13 protein-coding genes are annotated in these 16,795 nt (G+C 35.9%); 2 read left to right on the top strand and 11 right to left on the bottom strand.

What is annotated here, in order from left to right; genetic code table 11:
* Positions 1-185 precede the first annotated feature (185 nt).
* The 6 genes from H4O20_RS13855 to H4O20_RS13830 all read right to left on the bottom strand — a co-directional run bounded on the left by H4O20_RS13855 (position 186) and on the right by H4O20_RS13830 (position 6,904).
* Positions 186-2,258 carry a thiamine pyrophosphate-dependent enzyme gene (locus tag H4O20_RS13855; protein WP_185099667.1) on the bottom strand — a complete coding sequence of 691 codons (2,073 nt, stop codon included), beginning with the start codon at positions 2,256-2,258 and terminating at the stop codon, positions 186-188.
* 173 nt (positions 2,259-2,431) lie between these two features.
* Positions 2,432-3,745: a dihydrolipoamide acetyltransferase family protein gene (locus tag H4O20_RS13850; RefSeq protein WP_260402697.1), complete on the bottom strand. Its 1,314-nt coding sequence runs from the start codon at positions 3,743-3,745 to the stop codon at positions 2,432-2,434.
* Between the two features lie 10 nt (positions 3,746-3,755).
* Positions 3,756-5,096, bottom strand: coding sequence for a phenylacetate--CoA ligase family protein (locus H4O20_RS13845; RefSeq protein WP_185099666.1), 1,341 nt, complete (start codon positions 5,094-5,096; stop codon positions 3,756-3,758).
* Positions 5,097-5,098: 2 nt separating this feature from the next.
* Positions 5,099-5,695 (bottom strand): transferase hexapeptide repeat family protein, encoded by a 597-nt coding sequence (locus H4O20_RS13840; protein ID WP_165146396.1) that lies wholly within the window; start codon positions 5,693-5,695, stop codon positions 5,099-5,101.
* Positions 5,696-5,734: 39 nt separating this feature from the next.
* Positions 5,735-6,073: a four helix bundle protein gene (locus tag H4O20_RS13835; RefSeq protein ID WP_368856701.1), complete on the bottom strand. Its 339-nt coding sequence runs from the start codon at positions 6,071-6,073 to the stop codon at positions 5,735-5,737.
* A gap of 78 nt (positions 6,074-6,151) precedes the next feature.
* Positions 6,152-6,904, bottom strand: coding sequence for an enoyl-CoA hydratase/isomerase family protein (locus tag H4O20_RS13830; protein ID WP_185099664.1), 753 nt, complete (start codon positions 6,902-6,904; stop codon positions 6,152-6,154).
* A gap of 289 nt (positions 6,905-7,193) precedes the next feature.
* Here H4O20_RS13830 and H4O20_RS13825 point away from each other — a divergent pair, with 289 nt between their 5' ends.
* Positions 7,194-8,174: a bile acid:sodium symporter family protein gene (locus tag H4O20_RS13825; protein WP_139856621.1), complete on the top strand. Its 981-nt coding sequence runs from the start codon at positions 7,194-7,196 to the stop codon at positions 8,172-8,174.
* Between the two features lie 91 nt (positions 8,175-8,265).
* On the top strand, positions 8,266-9,927 hold the full coding sequence (locus tag H4O20_RS13820) for an AarF/ABC1/UbiB kinase family protein (protein WP_185099663.1): 1,662 nt from the start codon (positions 8,266-8,268) through the stop codon (positions 9,925-9,927).
* Positions 9,928-9,999: 72 nt separating this feature from the next.
* Here H4O20_RS13820 and paaZ read toward each other — a convergent pair whose 3' ends face one another.
* The 5 genes from paaZ to H4O20_RS13795 all read right to left on the bottom strand — a co-directional run bounded on the left by paaZ (position 10,000) and on the right by H4O20_RS13795 (position 16,685).
* Positions 10,000-12,498 carry a phenylacetic acid degradation bifunctional protein PaaZ gene (gene paaZ / locus H4O20_RS13815; RefSeq protein WP_185099662.1) on the bottom strand — a complete coding sequence of 833 codons (2,499 nt, stop codon included), beginning with the start codon at positions 12,496-12,498 and terminating at the stop codon, positions 10,000-10,002.
* 45 nt (positions 12,499-12,543) lie between these two features.
* A complete protein-coding gene (gene pcaF / locus H4O20_RS13810) occupies positions 12,544-13,749 on the bottom strand; it encodes a 3-oxoadipyl-CoA thiolase (protein WP_139856624.1) in 1,206 nt (401 codons plus the stop codon).
* A 15-nt stretch (positions 13,750-13,764) separates the two neighbouring features.
* Complete coding sequence (locus tag H4O20_RS13805) at positions 13,765-14,625, bottom strand: neutral zinc metallopeptidase (protein ID WP_139856625.1); 861 nt, start codon at positions 14,623-14,625, stop codon at positions 13,765-13,767.
* 13 nt (positions 14,626-14,638) lie between these two features.
* Entirely contained in the window at positions 14,639-15,970 is a 1,332-nt protein-coding gene (gene nhaA / locus H4O20_RS13800) for a Na+/H+ antiporter NhaA (RefSeq protein WP_185099661.1), read from the bottom strand.
* A 304-nt stretch (positions 15,971-16,274) separates the two neighbouring features.
* Positions 16,275-16,685, bottom strand: a complete 411-nt coding sequence (locus H4O20_RS13795; RefSeq protein ID WP_185099697.1) for a PaaI family thioesterase — start codon at positions 16,683-16,685, stop codon at positions 16,275-16,277.
* Positions 16,686-16,795: the final 110 nt, after the last annotated feature.

Raw genomic sequence — 16,795 nt, 5'->3', positions numbered from 1 at the left:
AAGAAGATCATCTATATAGATGATCCTCTAGAATTTGGGGGGATAATATGTGTCAATTACTTTAGTGTTCTTATTTTAATTACTTATAAATATTTGAAAATTAAGTTATTGTAGCTAGAATTTTCATTAGAAATTTAAAAAACTTTAATATAGTGTTTAATTTTTAATTAATCCTTAAAAACTTCTTAATATCCTAATATGTCCAAGATTTTCTTTTTAACCTTTTCAGTTGAAGGAATCATTGTCTCTTCAAGTGTTGAGTTTAAAGGAATTGCTGGCATATTTTCTGAACCAATTAGCATTACTGGTGCATCTAAATATTGAAAGCATTCTTCTTGTATTCTTCCTTGAAGTCCTCTACTAAATCCATTTTCTGATGGTTCTTCTGTTACAACTAGACATTTTCCACATTTTTTGACCGATTTAAAAACTGTTTCATAATCTAATGGGTGAAGGGTTCTAAGGTCTACAACTTCAATTTTATCCTGCATTCCTAGTTCCTCGGAAGCATTCATTGCCCAATGCACTCCCATTCCATAAGTTATTATTGAAAGAGTTTCTTCATCTTCTTGCTTCCATATTTCTTGTAAAACCCAAGCTTTGCCAAATGGTAAAATATAATCTTCTGCAGGTAACACCGAAGTAGCTCCTTTTGTTCCTTTCACTTTACTCCAATAAAGCCCTTTGTGTTCAAAAATTATAACAGGGTTTGGGTCGTAATAAGCCGCTTTTAAAAGACCTTTAAGATCTGCTCCATTACTTGGGTAGGCTATTTTTAATCCACGGATATTTGTAACAATACTTTCTACTGAAGATGAATGATAAGGCCCACCACTACCATAAGCTCCAATTGGAACACGTAATACCATTGATACGGGCCATTTTCCTTCCGAAAGGTAACAACTTCGGCTTACTTCAGTAAATAACTGATTTAGTCCAGGCCAAATATAATCGGCAAACTGAACTTCAACGAACGGTTTTAAACCTACGGCACTCATTCCAACTGTACTTCCCACTATAAAAGCTTCTTGAATAGGAGTGTTAAAAACGCGGTTGTCGCCAAACTTTTCAGCTAAAGTAGCAGCTTCACGGAAAACTCCTCCCAATCGCCTTCCCACGTCTTGGCCATATAACAAGGATTCTGGATGCTTGCGCATAATTTCCTCAATGGCAGATAGAGCACAATCCACCATCACTACTTTTTCGGCACCTTTCGGGCTTCTATCTCCAACTTCTTCGGTTATTTCGGTTGGTGCAAAATCGTGAGTAAATAAATCTTCCGGTTTTGGGTCTTCTGCTGCAAAAGCTTCTTCTAATGCCTTTTTGACTTCGTTTTTAACTTCGCTCTCTATCTCGTCTAATTCTTTTTGTTTAATACCATTATCCCGCAATAGTTTTACCATTTTCGGATATGGATCACGAGTTCTAGCTTCGTCTAAATCGTCACGATAAAATTCCATTCTAACACCTGAAGTATGGTGATTTAATAATGGGACTTTTGCGTGTACTAAAAATGGTCTGCGCTCAGTTCTTATTTTTGAAATTACATCTTGAAGTGTGTTGTAGCTTTCTTCAAAATCAGTTCCATCAATAGTTACCGCCTCTAGTCCATTAAAACCTTTTGCATACTCATAAGCATTTTGAGCTCTTGTTTCAGCTGCGTTTGCTGAAATATCCCAGCCATTGTCCTGAACCAAGTAAAGTATGGGTAGCTTCTTTAAAACAGCCATTTGAAAGGCTTCAGCAACTTCGCCTTCAGTAACAGAAGCGTCGCCTAAACTACAAATTACAATCGGGGCATCTAATTCCGAATCCTGAGTTTTGAATTCTGAATTAAAGGATTCTTTATACCAAAAGCCTAAAGCTACCCCAGTGGCAGGTATGGCTTGCATTCCTGTAGCAGAACTCTGATGAGGAATTTTAGGCTTATCGTCGTCTTTTAAGCTTGGATGAGAGTAATAAGTTCGCCCACCTGAAAAAGGATCGTCTTTTTTAGCTAAAACCTGAAGCATTAACTCATAAGGTGTCATTCCAATAGAAAGCAAGATTGAATCATCCCTGTAGTATGGAAAAACATAATCTTGCGGTAAGAGTTGCATCCCTGCAGCTATTTGTATCACCTCGTGACCACGCGAAGTTGCATGAACGTATTTTGAAACTGTCTTAAAGTTCTCCTCATAAATCTCAGTCATTCCTTTTGCAGTAACGAGAGTTTTAAAGGCTTTTTTAAGGGTTTCTTTATTTATTTTATTAACCATCGATTCATGATTTTATAATTGTTCTGAGACTTAACAAGTTTTTAAAAACTGTTAGCTCTAACTTTTAAATTAATTCTTTCTTTTATCTTTTTCTTAGTCATTTTGAAGGGTGCTTTTTACTCGCGATAATTCCTGTCAAAATGCTTGTCGCTAGTTTGTGGTAATAGTCTTGACTACAATTCTCTATTTACATCAAACTTCTCCATATAGTCAGCAATTCTTCTCAAAAATGAACCAGCTAAATATCCATCAACTATTCTATGGTCGAATGAAAGAGAGAGGTACATCATATGGCGAATTTCAATAGTATCTCCCGTTTCTCTTTCCATAACCTCAGCGCGCTTTTTTATAATTCCTGTAGCCAAAATTGCTGCTTCGGGTTGGTTAATTATTGGTGTACCCATTAAACTACCAAAAGTTCCAACATTACTAATAGTAAAAGTACTTCCTTTAGTGTCGTCACCTTTTAACTTATTGTCACGGGCTTTCCCTGCTAATTCGTTCGTGGCTTCGGCTAACTCTTTTAGGCTTTTTTTGTCAGCATTTTTTACCACGGGAACAATTAAGTTACCTGTAGGTAGGGCAGTTGCCATTCCAATATTTATATTCTCTTTCACAATTACATTTTTTCCATCTAAAGATGAATTTATCATCGGGAAATCGGTAATTGCTTTGGCTACACATTCAATAAATAATGGGGTGAATGTAAGCTTTTCATTGTATTTTTTCTGAAATGGAATTTTGTTTTCATTTCGCCACTTTACCATTTCGGTAAGATCGGCTTCCACGTAAGCAGTAACGTGTGGAGATGTATGTTTAGAAAAAACCATATGGTCGGCAATCATTTGACGCATACGATCCATTTCTACTATTTTCCCTTTGCTTTTGTCAAATTTTAAATCTGGCACTTGAAACCCTGTAGGCTCTGAAATAGGTTGTGCAAACTTAAACGGACGTCCGCTTGCAATATACTCTGTAACATCACTCTTACGTAAGCGACCATCTTTTCCGGTTCCAGGAATTCGTGCTAACTCTTCATAGCTAATATGATGCTTTCTGGCAATGCTATCAACCAAAGGTGAAATGAATAGGTTTTCATTTACTTTAAATGATTTTGCTGGTGAACTTTGACTAGGCTTCGCAATTTTTTCTTTTGAAGCTGACCTAGTACTACTGCGCTGAGAAACCTTATTTTTTGAAGGTGATGATGAAGTTTTTGAATCTGATTTTTCTAATCCTTCACTATCTGAAAGTTCTAAAATAGCTATAACTTCTCCGATTGGAACTACATCTCCATTGCTGAATTTTTGTTCAATTAACTTTCCTGAAGCTACTGCAGGGACTTCATTATCCACTTTATCTGTAGCTACTTCTAAAAGTACATCTCCTTCTTCAAAAGACTCGCCAACGTTTACGTGCCATTCTATGATGGTTCCTTCGGTAATGCTTTCGCCCATTTTGGGCATTCTAAATTCCTGCTTAGGCATATTTTATTTTTTAAGAATTTCGTAAGTCAATGATACGGTTTAATTTTCCTCCTTCACTTTTAGGAATTGCCCCATAACAATTTAAGGTCACCTTAATACTCAATCCTACTTTATCTTTTATATTTTTTTTCAATTGATTAGACATAGAAGCTAATGCTGAGTTCCTTAAAACCTCATCTTCTTTGAATCCACTCTCTAAACCTAACTTAATTTGAAAGTCTGAGTTGGTTTCAACTTTAACCTCTACTTGATCTGCTAAACCATTTTTGGTGACAATTAGCTGATAGTTTGGTGTTAATTCTTTATACTCCTTAAAAATTTCTTCAATTTGAGTGTGAAATAAATTTACACCTCTAATAATAAGCATATCATCTGACCGACCTTTAATTTGTCCCATTTTAATATGAGTTCTAGACGTGCTATGGTCGTAAGACAGACTGCAAATATCATTTGTCCAATACCTTAAAAAAGGCATGGCTTCTTTTGTAAGAGTGGTAAACACTAACACACCTTCTTCTCCATAAGGAAGAGGTTCACCTGTATCCTTATCTACAATTTCAGGAAAGAAATGATCTTCCCAAACATAACTTCCTGTACCTTGCTCATTATAGGCTTCCTGTGAAACTCCAGGACCTATAATTTCACTCAGACCATAAATATTAGTTGCTTTTACTCCTAATGAGGCTTCTATGTCACTTCTTATAGCTTCTGTCCAAGGTTCAGCTCCTAAAATAGCATATTTTAAATTAAGGTCGGATATTTTTAAGTTCCTTTTTTCCAATTCAAAAGCAATGGTTTGGGCGTAAGAAGGGGTGCAGCAAATTACTTCAGGCTGAAAATCTTGTAATAAGGTAATTTGTCTATCGGTCATTCCAACTGAAACAGGTACTACGGACATTCCTAACTTTTCTGCTCCATAGTGAATTCCGATCCCGCCAGTAAATAAGCCATAACCATAGCTATTATGCATTTTCATCCCAGGCTTTGCACCTCCAGCAGCCAAAGAGCGAGCTACAACTTCTGAGAAAATATCTAAGTCGTTTTTTGTATAAGCTACCACTGTAGGTTTTCCTGTAGTACCACTTGAGCAATGAATACGCGCTAATTGGTTTTCAGGTACAGTTAAAAATCCAAAAGGATACTGATCTCTTAAATCTGTTTTTTTGGTGAAAGGAAGCTTGTGGATATCATTAATCGATTTTATTGATGACACATCAATTCCTGATTCATCAAAAAGATTTTTATAAAACGGAACGGTTTTATATACTCGGTTTACGAGATTCACTAGACGTTCACTTTGTAGCTTCCTAAGCTTTTCAAGAGGAAGTGTTTCTATTTCTTTATTATACATTATTATTTTTTTCTAAAGTCTTGAAGTGTTTTATAAAAATCCTCTTGTACAGGTCTGTTTTTTGGGATTTCGCGTAATGGTTCAACTTCCTTTAAACTTTCGTGACAATCAGTTGGTAATTGTTGATACAATCTTGTTCCCGCTGTTTTCCATGCAATCATATCATCTGATATATCTTTAATGGCTTTAGCTGGATTTCCTACAATCAATTTTCTTTTGGGAAATTTTTCTTCAGCTTTCACAAAACTCATTGCACCAACAATACATTCATCGCCAATTTCAGCATCATCCATAATAACGCTATTCATCCCAATCAAGCAATTCCTGCCTAAATTAGCGCCGTGAATAACTGCGCCGTGGCCTACATGAGCGCCTTCTTTTAACACAATACTCTTACCTGGAAACATATGAACTGTACAGTTTTCTTGTACATTCACTCCGTCTTCCAAGATTATCTCTCCCCAGTCCCCACGAATTGCAGCGCCCGGTCCAATATAGCAGTTTTTTCCAATAATTACATTCCCGGTTACAGCAGCCAGTGGATGAACAAAACTAGATTCGTGAATTACTGGAATGTGGCCTTTGAATGAATAGATCATAATTTAGTTTTTATAGAATAGTAGGTAGAGAGTAGTGGATTATATAGCGTTTTTATTGTTTAGGTATTTCATTAAAGCTGTGAGCATCTTAATTATTTCTACCAATATTTCTCGATTCTTCTCACTTTGCTCAAAAGAGATATAGTTTCTAAGTAGTGCTTTAGTAGTTGCCGCTACACACTCTCTTGAGCTATCTCTTGCAATTCTTAAATAGTTTAAAAAACTTGCATCCGAACTGCCTGAGCCTTCTGCAATATTAAAGGCTATTGAGTCTGCCGCACGAGCAAATTGAGCAGATAATCGATAGTCTTCAATTTTAGGAAAAGTGGAAACTTGAGAATGTACAATTTCACCAAACTCAATGGCTTTTTGGTACACGATCAAATCTTCAAATTTAAAATGAAACTCACTTTCCATAATTCATTCTATCCACTAACTACTACCAACTACAAACTATTATTTAAATCTCTTCAGTGTTTCTTTCGTGAAATCGCTTAGGACTAATCTTCCTGAAATTACTGCTCTTTCAGCTAAAAGTTCATCCCAATCTTCGGTTCCGCTCCAAAAAACTTTTTTCATTTCTTTCATTGCCTCAGGGTTATACTTGCAAAGGTTTTCAGCAAATTTTTGAACAGCTTCATCCATTTCTTCAGTAGAGTCGTAAACTTGATTGTATAATCCTTTTTGTTTAGCCCATTCGGCGTCGTAAAAAGAATTTGCGTCAATGGCTATTTGACTAAACCCACTTGTTCCTAATTTTCTTTCTACAGCTGGACCAACTACAAATGGACCGATACCAACGTTAAGTTCACTCAATTTAATTGCAGCAAATTTTGTTGCCATACAATAATCCGTTGCCGATGCAACGCCAACGCCACCACCAACAGTCTTTCCTTGAATTCTTCCTATGATAAACTTTGGGCATTTGCGCATTGCATTAATCACATTGGCGAAACCACTAAAAAATATTTTTCCTGTACCTGCATCGTTGATGCTGATTAATTCATTGAAACTTGCACCTGCACAAAAAGTTCTATCGCCACCACTTTTTAATATGATAACTTTCACCTTATCATCATTCCCGACTTCGGTAATAGTATTTGCAAGTTTTGCCAATAAATCACCTGGTAAGCTGTTATGTGCTGGGTGAAAAAATTCGATGGTTGCAATTTCGTTTTGAGTGCTGTGTTTTACGTATGCTTCATTCATATTATTTCGCTTTTTATGCGGATTTTCGTTTGGTTACAATTTATTTAAAATAAAAGACATTTCCATTTCAAATGATCTTTTTAACCATTCAAAAGGCTTGCAAAAACTATGGTCTTTTCTAGCTCTACAAAATAAATCAACTTTTTATAAATTTAATGCCTAATTGAGCTTTAATGACGTAGATTTTAATCAAACATTTGGAAATATTTTCAAAAAACATATTTGATCTACTTTTTTAAAATACGTCACCTTAAAATGCTCAGCACTTATATCTTTGCTAAAAAATTCTATGCTTAAGAAGCTTAAGATCGATTCGTTTGTAATTGCAATTGTAGTTAGCATTATTCTTGCCTACTTTTTTCCTCAACTTGCAGTATCAAGCAGCCCTATACCAATGGGATTGATTAGTAGTATTGGAATTTCTTTTATTTTCTTTTTTTATGGCTTGAGTCTGAATTCTGAAGCGATTAAAAATGGGCTGAAAAACTGGAAATTACACCTTACCGTTCAGAGTTCTACATTTATTCTATTTCCACTTTTAATACTGCCGTTTTACCCGCTATTTAAAAATACAGATTATGAGCTTCTCTGGTTGGCCTTTTTATTTATGGCAGCATTGCCATCTACGGTATCTTCATCGGTTGTGATGGTGTCTATGGCTAAAGGAAATTTACCTGCAGCGATTTTTAATGCAAGCATATCGGGAATTATCGGGATAGTTTTAACACCGCTGTGGATGATGCCATTTATAAGTCAAACAGATGTAGCTTTCGATTTTTCTTCAATTTATATTCAGTTGATTACTGAAATTTTAATTCCATTAATACTGGGACTTTTACTTCGTAAGTTTTTCGGAGCTTGGGCTCAACGGCATAAAAGACAGCTGAGCTTATTCGATAAGTTTGTGATTTTGCTGATAATATATAAAAGCTTCGTCCAATCTTTTGAAGATGAAATTTTTTCAAGCGTAAGTGTTTTAGAAATGGGGGTAATGGTAGCCTTGGTTTTACTTCTGTTTTATATTGTGTACTCCCTAACAGGGTGGTTTGGGAAACTGCTTAACTTCAATCACGCCGACAGAATTACAAATCAATTTTGTGGAACTAAAAAATCTTTAGTCCACGGAACTGTATTTTCGGAAGCACTTTTTGGGCAGACTAGTATAATTGGAATAGTACTTTTACCGCTGATGTTCTATCACGCGTTTCAGATATTAATTATTAGTGTAATCGCAACTAAGAAAGGTAAAGAAAAAACTGCAGAAGATTAGAAACGAAAAGGGATTCATTTTACCTAAATTTATCCTAAAGCTCATATAGACAGTTAAGTAAATTTTGTAGTTTTCATAAAAATTACAAATTATGAGCCTACTTCCCGATCAATACGACAAGTATATCCGTTTCTTTAAATTTATGATGAAGTATTGGAATAGCGATGTCTTTTCCTATACCGAAGAAAAGATGGCCGATTCTGAGTCTGAAATTGAATCGGAAAACTTCGACCATTCGCCTGAAGAACTTGCGGAAGACTTAAAAAGTATGGGGCCTACTTATGTTAAGCTCGGCCAACTTCTTTCAACCCGTCCAGACTTATTACCCCCTCCATTTTTAGACGCCTTAGCGACACTTCAGGATGATGTTGAGATTGTAGATTATCAAGAGGTCGAAACAATATTTAAAGAAGAGTTAGGAGTACGTATTTCCAAAGCATTCGCATCTTTCGAAAAAGAACCTTTGGCAAGTGCTTCTATTGGTCAAGTTCATCGTGCTGTCCTTCACTCAGGAAAAATTGTTGCCGTAAAAGTACAACGTCCAGGAATTCGGAAGCGATTTATTGAGGATTTAGATACATTGATGTCTATTTCGGAAAAGCTTGAAACTTATAGTGAAATGGGACGTAATTATGCCATTCACAGTGTAATTGAAGAACTTCGATATGTATTGTTGAAGGAGCTAGACTATACATTGGAAGCTCAAAATTTGGCTACATTAAAAAAGAATCTAGTTGAATTTGAACATATGTTCATTCCTGCTCCAATATTGGATTATTGCTCTTCCAAGGTGCTTACAATGGAATTTGTAGAAGGAGGGAAAATCACAAAGGTTTCACCTTTAAAACGTCTCGACATTTCTTTTGAACCTTTGGTGGATGAATTGGTAAAAAGCTATTTAAAACAAATTATAGTAGATGGATTTGCTCACGCCGATCCACATCCGGGAAATGTTTATTTAACGCCAGAAAATAAAATTGCGCTTATGGACTTGGGAATGGTAGCCAAGTTCAGCAATGAAATGCAAGAAATCATTTTAAAATTGATGATTGGCTTGAGTAATTACGATGGTTCTCGGGTTACAGATATACTTTTAAGTATAAGCGAATACGATGAAAAGAAGGATGTATCCAATTTCAAAAAAGATGTAATTCGCAAAATTCAGGAAAATGAGAATGCTCGGGCCAAAGATTTACAAACGGGTAGGGTCTTGATAAAAATGAACCAAATGGCTGCACAAGAAGGCATTCATATTCCCGTAGAACTGAATATTCTAGGAAAGATTCTACTCAATCTGGACCAAATTGTGGCATATCTGGCACCCAAATACGATGTGCAGCAAACCGTAAAAGATTATGTTCAGCTTTTGATGCAGCAGCGAATGAAGGAGAATTTAAAACCAGAAAATTTAATGGAGGTATTTCTGGAAATGAAAGAGCTAACAGAAAATTTGCCTTATCGATTAAATAAATTCTCAGAACTTCTAGCGGATAATAGGTTGAAAATTAAAGTTGATGCTATTGATGAACAGCGATTTACGGGTGCATTTCAAAAAGTGGCCAATCGAATTACAGCTGGACTTATCATCGCAGCTTTAATTATTGGAGCAGCGATGTTGGTGAGAGTTCCTAGTTCATGGACAATTGCGGGTTATCCAGGATTTGCATTCATACTGTTTGTGATTGCTGCGATTATTGGACTTTATCTACTATATGAAATTCTACTAAAAGACGAGAGTAAAAAAGAAAAGTAGATGTTTCTAAATTTAAAATGGTCCCTTAAAACTAAGAGACCATTTTAAATTTAATAGAATATATCTAGATAATTAAATCAACCCAAACTGTTCAAAATGGTGGTTTAGGTGTTTTCTTTCCAGTAGGTAAGATTCATATTTATTCAATTCACCGAAAACCATATTTTTTAGCACAGCATCAGGGTTTTCTTTGAAAAAAGCAGTGTATTGTTCTCTTGCTTCAAAAAATTTCTCCTTAGCAGTTGCTAAATCCGGATGTTTTAAATCTTCCAGCTCTCCCTTTTTCATAGTCGGGAATTGTGAGTTTTGAGGGAACTTTTCATAATTATAAAGACTGTTTCTTACTTTCTCTACAATCTTTTCAGGAGTTACAATTTCAAAATCTTGAATTTGCCCTCCAAGAACTTTATACGATTCTTCTAAATGCTCCAGCATATGTTGAGGTGTCATAATACCCCATTTAGGCTTATCATTCTCAGTTATTTTGTTTACTAATTCCTGAATTTTCTCTTCAGTCATTTCAACAAAAACCTCTTGTTTCTTTTGAACCATCGTTAAAATTGTCGCTACTGCAACTAATTCATCTTCGGCGTCAAAAACTTCAACAAACCACTTTACTATACCACTTGGATGTTCTGCAGAAGCTACATCGCGATCAACTTTTTGCTTACACGTTAGTCGAACATAGATAGTATCATTATGGTATAACGGACGAAGGAATCTACAATCTTCTAGTCCATAGTTTGCAGCTACTGGACCTTTATTAGGATAAACAAATAGTCCTGCTGCTGCTGCAATAATGAAGTAACCGTGAGCTGTTCGTTTTTCGAAAATACTTCCGTCTAGCGAAGTGATATCTGTATGAGCATAAAAATGATCCCAAGTAAGATTCGCAAAGCTTATAATGTCTGAATCTGTAAGTGTTCGCTTGTGAGTTTTAAGCGACATACCTGGTTTTATGTCTTCCCAGTGATATGCAAAAGGATGTTTATCTGCTTCCTTGTAATCTGCATTTGCTTGGTATATTCCTGTAATTTCAGTTAATGTAGTTGGAGAACCTTGAATGGCTGTACGTTGTAAATAATGCTTAATACCTCGCATTCCACCCATTTCTTCACCTCCACCAGCACGTCCTGGACCACCGTGAACTAAACTTGGTAGTGGTGAACCGTGTCCTGTACTTTCCTTAGCGCTTTCACGGTTTATCACTAAAATTCTACCGTGATGTGAAGCAGCATTTACTACGTAATCTTTTGCAATTTTATCATCATTGGTAGCGATAGAAGAAACCAAGGAACCTTTCCCCATTTGGGCTAAGGTAATAGCTTCATCTAAGTTCTTATAAGGCATGATAGTACTAACAGGTCCAAATGCCTCTGTTTCGTGTACAGATAAGTTTTTAAAAGGATTGTCTTCACGAAGTACAATTGGAGCTAAGAATGCACCTTTTTTAGCATCTGCACCAATAACGTCAATTTTATCTAAGTCGCCATAAACTATACTTGCTGTTTTTGACAACTCTTGAACGCGTTCACGAACTTCTTGTACTTGGTCTAAACTTACCAAGGAGCCCATTCTTACTTCTTTTAGTCGTGGGTCGCCAATAGTTACTTTTGAAAGTGCTTTTCCAAGTGCTATTTGTACATCTTCAACTAAGTTTTCGGGAACAATAACACGACGAATAGCAGTACATTTTTGACCACATTTTACGGTCATTTCATTGCGTACTTCTTTTATAAAAAGGTCGAATTCTGGGGTTCCAGGAATGGCATCTTCTCCTAAAATTGAAGCGTTTAACGAATCGGCTTCCATAGTAAAAGGAACCGCTTCCTCGATAATTCTAGGATGTGCTTTTAACATACGTCCCGTAGATGCAGAACCTGTGAATGTAACAACATCCTGTGATTCTACGGTGTCTAATATAGTTCTTGCAGATCCTGTGATAAGTTGTAGAGCGCCTTCAGGAAGTATTCCAGAAGCAATAATTTCTCGAACAACTGCTTCTGTTAAGAATGAAGTATTGGTTGCGGGCTTAACTACAGCAGGTACACCTGCCATCCAGTTTACCGCACATTTTTCTAACATTCCCCAAACTGGGAAGTTAAAAGCATTAATGTGTACTGCAACTCCACGTTTTGGCACCATAATATGATGCGCCATAAAGCGTCCGCCACGAGAAAGATCTATTGGGTCTCCTTCAACGTGATAAGATTGATTAGGGAAAAGTTTTCTAAGAGAAGCATTAGCGAATAAGTTTCCAAATCCTCCTTCAATATCTATCCAGCTATCAATCTTTGTAGCTCCAGTTCTATAGCTTATTTCATAAAAATCGGTTTTCTTTTTTACGAGGTGAAGTGCTAAGGATTTTAGCATATTTCCACGCTCTTGAAAAGTCATTTTACGAAGTACTTCTCCACCTTTTGTTCTTCCGTAATGAAGAATTTCACCAAAATCAAGTCCTTCAGTATCTGAAAGGGCAATTACTTCACCGGTAATGGCGTCGTGCATAGGAACACCTTCACCTTTACCTTGAATCCATTGTCCTGTAACGTAATTATGTAATTTTTTCATTATAATTTTTTTAAGTAATTCACTTTTTAAGTGAAAAACAATTTTTTAAACTCGCTCGATTACCGCAGCATAACCTTGCCCAACTCCAATACACATCGTAACCAAGGCGTATCTCTTGTTTTGTTCTTTTAATTCTAAGGCTGCTGAATAAGTAGTTCTAGCTCCTGTTACTCCAAGTGGGTGGCCAATGGCAATTGCACCTCCATTTGGGTTTAATCTTGGGTCATCATCTTTCAATCCCCATGCTCGAGTACAAGCTAATGCTTGCGCAGCAAAAGCTTCGTTTAGCTCGATAATATCCATATCATCCATAGTTAATCCTGCTTTTTCTAAAGCCTTGTTAGAAGCTTCAACAGGACCAATACCCATAATTCTTGGTTCAACTCCAACCACAGCAGAACTTACGATTCTTGCTATTGGTTTAAGATTGTATTTTTTTACAGCGTTTTCTGATGCAATAATTGTTGCCGCTGCGCCATCATTTAATCCTGATGAATTTCCTGCTGTTACACTACCTCCTTCTTTTTTGAAAGCTGGACGTAGTTTTCCTAAAACTTCTAATGAGGTTGTAGGCTTTATGAATTCATCTTTTGAAAATAATATTGGATCTTTTTTGCGTTGTGGAATTTCAACGGTAACAATCTCTTTTGCTAATCTTCCATTTTCCTGTGCTTTAGTAGCTTTCTGCTGACTCCAAAGTGCAAATTTATCTTGGTCTTCTCTTGAGATATTATACATCTCTACAAGATTTTCAGCGGTATTTCCCATACCATCAGTACCGTATTGTTCTTGCATTTTTGGATTGATAAAACGCCATCCAAAACTTGAATCGTACATTTTAGAATCGTTTCCAAAAGCACTTGAAGGTTTAGCAATTACGTATGGCCCACGCGTCATATTTTCTACTCCTCCAGCAATAAATAAATCGCCATCTCCAGCTTTTATTGCTCTGTTTGCGTGAATAATTGCAGACAAACCTGAACTGCAAAGTCTATTAACCGTTTCGCCAGGTACGGTGAAAGGTAATCCCGCTAAAAGCGATGACATTCTAGCGACGTTTCGATTGTCTTCTCCCGCTTGATTTGCGCATCCCATGATAACATCGTCATAAGCATCGCTAGGTATATTTGGGTTTCTTTTTACTACTTCTTTAATCACGATAGCACCTAAATCGTCTGTGCGAACAGCAGATAAGGTTCCTTTGTAATTTCCTATTGGCGTTCTAATTCCGTCAATTATATATGCTTCCATTAAAGTTTTTGAATGTTAATTTAATAATTCTGCAAAGGTGTCTCCTTGTCTTACATCTCCAGTTTTAAACCCTTTCATAAACCAAGTCATACGTTGCTCTGAGGTTCCGTGTGTAAAACTATCTGGAATAACATCTCCACGTGTTCTTTTTTGAATGGCGTCATCACCTACAGCATTTGCTGCGCTTAGGGCTTCTTCTATGTCACCTTCTTCCAAATATTTTTGGTTGTAGTGAGCCCAAACCCCGGCATAGAAATCAGCTTGTAGCTCTAAAGCAACCGAAAGTCTGTTAGCTTGTGCTTGACCTGCCTGACGTTGTAATTGTGTTACTTTACCAGAAGTTCCAAGTAAAGTTTGAACGTGATGTCCGATTTCGTGTGCAGTTACATAAGCGATGGCAAAGTCACCACCTTTTGCTCCAAAACGAGATTTTAATTCATTAAAGAACACTAAATCCATATAAACTTTTTGATCTGCAGGACAGTAAAATGGTCCTGAAGCTGAGCTAGCATTTCCACACCCTGTTCTAACTGCATCTGTAAAAAGTACCATTTTAGGCTCTTGATAATTACCTAAGTTATTCTCGTTAAAAATTTGTCGCCATGCATCTTCAGTATCAGCTAAGACTGTAGCCATAAAGTCGCCCATTTCCTTTTCTTGAGCAGTAAGTTCTCTTTGTTCAACTTGTTGTGAAGTTCGACTGTTTCCAATCTGTTCAACAATCGGGGCGAGTTGTTTGCCTGTGTCGCCTCCAAAAAAGTTTAGGGCCAAAACGATTATAGTAACAACTATACCACCACCAGCAGCCATTTTGCCCTTGCTCATTCCACGTCGGTCTTCAAGATTACCGCTCTTTCTTCTACCTTTCCATTTCATAATTACAAGCTTATTAAATTGTTTTTTTAAATTGTTTGTTTAATATAAAGTACCCTAATAACCCACCGATAATAGAAGCAATAAAGATACCTATTTTAGCTTGCGTTTTAAACTCTTCATGAGTGAATGCCAATTGCGTAATAAACAGTGACATTGTAAATCCGATAGAAGCTAATAAAGCTAAACCGGTAAGACTTTTCAAGGTCATTAATTTAGGGAATGAAGCAATGTTCAATTTTACTGCCAGCCAGCTAAAACCAACAATTCCAACAACTTTTCCTACTAACAATCCTAATCCAACTCCAATGGCTACATTGGTGCTAAATAACTTATCTATTTCAATATTAAATACGGTTACACCCGCATTTGCAAGGGCAAATATTGGAAGTATAATAAAGTTTACGAAAGGAGTCATTGCGTGCTCTAACCTTTGAAGTGGTGGGATAGCTTTTTTGGTGTCTAGGCTAACGCGCTCAAGTATATGTAATTGTTTATTGGTTAACGTTGGAATTAAATCGTCTGGATCGGTGTTTTTAAATCTAAATAAATGCTTTTTAATTCTTGAAATATAAATACTCTCTTTAATTCTTACGTTGGCAGGAATCATAAAAGCAGCTAATACTGCTGCAATAGTAGCGTGAATACCTGATAAAATAAATGCAGTCCATACACCCACAATACCTATTAAAGCATAGTAGATGATGCTTCGTACGCCCATTCTATTTCCAATAAACATCATTAATAAAAATGCAAAACCAATAGCAAGATTTAAGAATGAGATATTGGATGTATAGAAAAATGCAATTACCAGAACAGCCCCTAAATCATCGACAATGGCTAGGGCAGTTAAAAATACTTTTATAGCTAAGGGGACTCTGTTTCCTAGAAGATATAATACTCCTAACGCTAGTGCAATATCAGTAGCCATCGGGATTCCCCATCCACTGTGAACTTCACCTGTTGGGTTTAAGGCTAGATAGATAGCAGCAGGGACTAACATACCCCCAATTGCTGCAGCAATAGGAAGCATTGCCTTTCGAACATTAGACAGCTCACCAGCAACTATCTCTCGTTTAAGTTCGAGACCTACCACAAAAAAGAAAATAGCCATTAAACCATCGTTAATCCATTCAGAAATACTGTATTCTAAGTAAGGACTCCCGTCAAAATAAAAACCAAATTCGTGTTCGAAAAAATGATGATATTGCTCGTGAATTGGTGAATTAGCAAGAATAAATGCAATAATAATACTTATCCCCAAAACAAGGGCGCCAGACTTTTCTTCTTGCATTAATTTTGCAAAAGGTCTTTTTATTCTATCAATAGGATATTTCTTTAATTTCATTAGATTTTGGTTTTCGAAAATTTTATCAAAACTATTTAATGCGTTTTATTAAATGGTTAAGTTTTTATTAAAAAATGATAAACTTTATAGTCTATAAAAGAAGCGCTAACCTCGCATTACTCTTGTCTTTCTAAATAATTCAATTTTGGATAACTTCTTGTTAAATTTAGTGTTGAAATTTGAAAAAATTAACCGATTTTAAACAAAAAGACAATTGTAAATTATAGATTATTATTTTTATCAAAAACAGTATTTTCTAAAATATCAAGAAATTAAGGAACTGCAAAGAAAATATAAAAATATTCTACTCTTCAGTCCATTCTTTTGAAGCTCTATAGCCAACTCCTTTAAAAAGTGCAACTAACTCTTCTTCTCGTTTAACTTCAACAATATAAAATGCTAGTTTGTTTTTTGTTCTCTCAATTACCGATTCCGCAATTATGTAATCTCCTTCTTCTAAGGCTTCAATATGATTTATAGAAGTCTCGATAGATACAGCATATTTACCTTGAGAGTTTGCTGCAAAGCCAAAGGCAGTATCTGCTAAAGAAAATGAAATTCCTCCATGAGCTTTTCCCATACTATTTAGCATATCTTTTCTAATACGCATACCAAGTTTGGCAAACCCTTTTTTAAGTTCTAAAATTTCAATCCCAAGCCAAGAGCTAAAAGGATCCAGAGAAAGCATTTTACTAGGGATGTCTTCAGGATTCATTTTTGAACCAAAGGAATTATTATCTTTTTCAATCATATATTAGATTAAAATGAAACTAGCTAGATTTAATACAAAAATAGGACATTAAATATAGACATTTGTAAAATCTT

This window comes from Aequorivita sp. 609 (assembly GCF_014212065.1).
GTDB lineage: Bacteria > Bacteroidota > Bacteroidia > Flavobacteriales > Flavobacteriaceae > Aequorivita > Aequorivita sinensis.
This window is presented reverse-complemented; position numbering and strand designations above follow the sequence as displayed.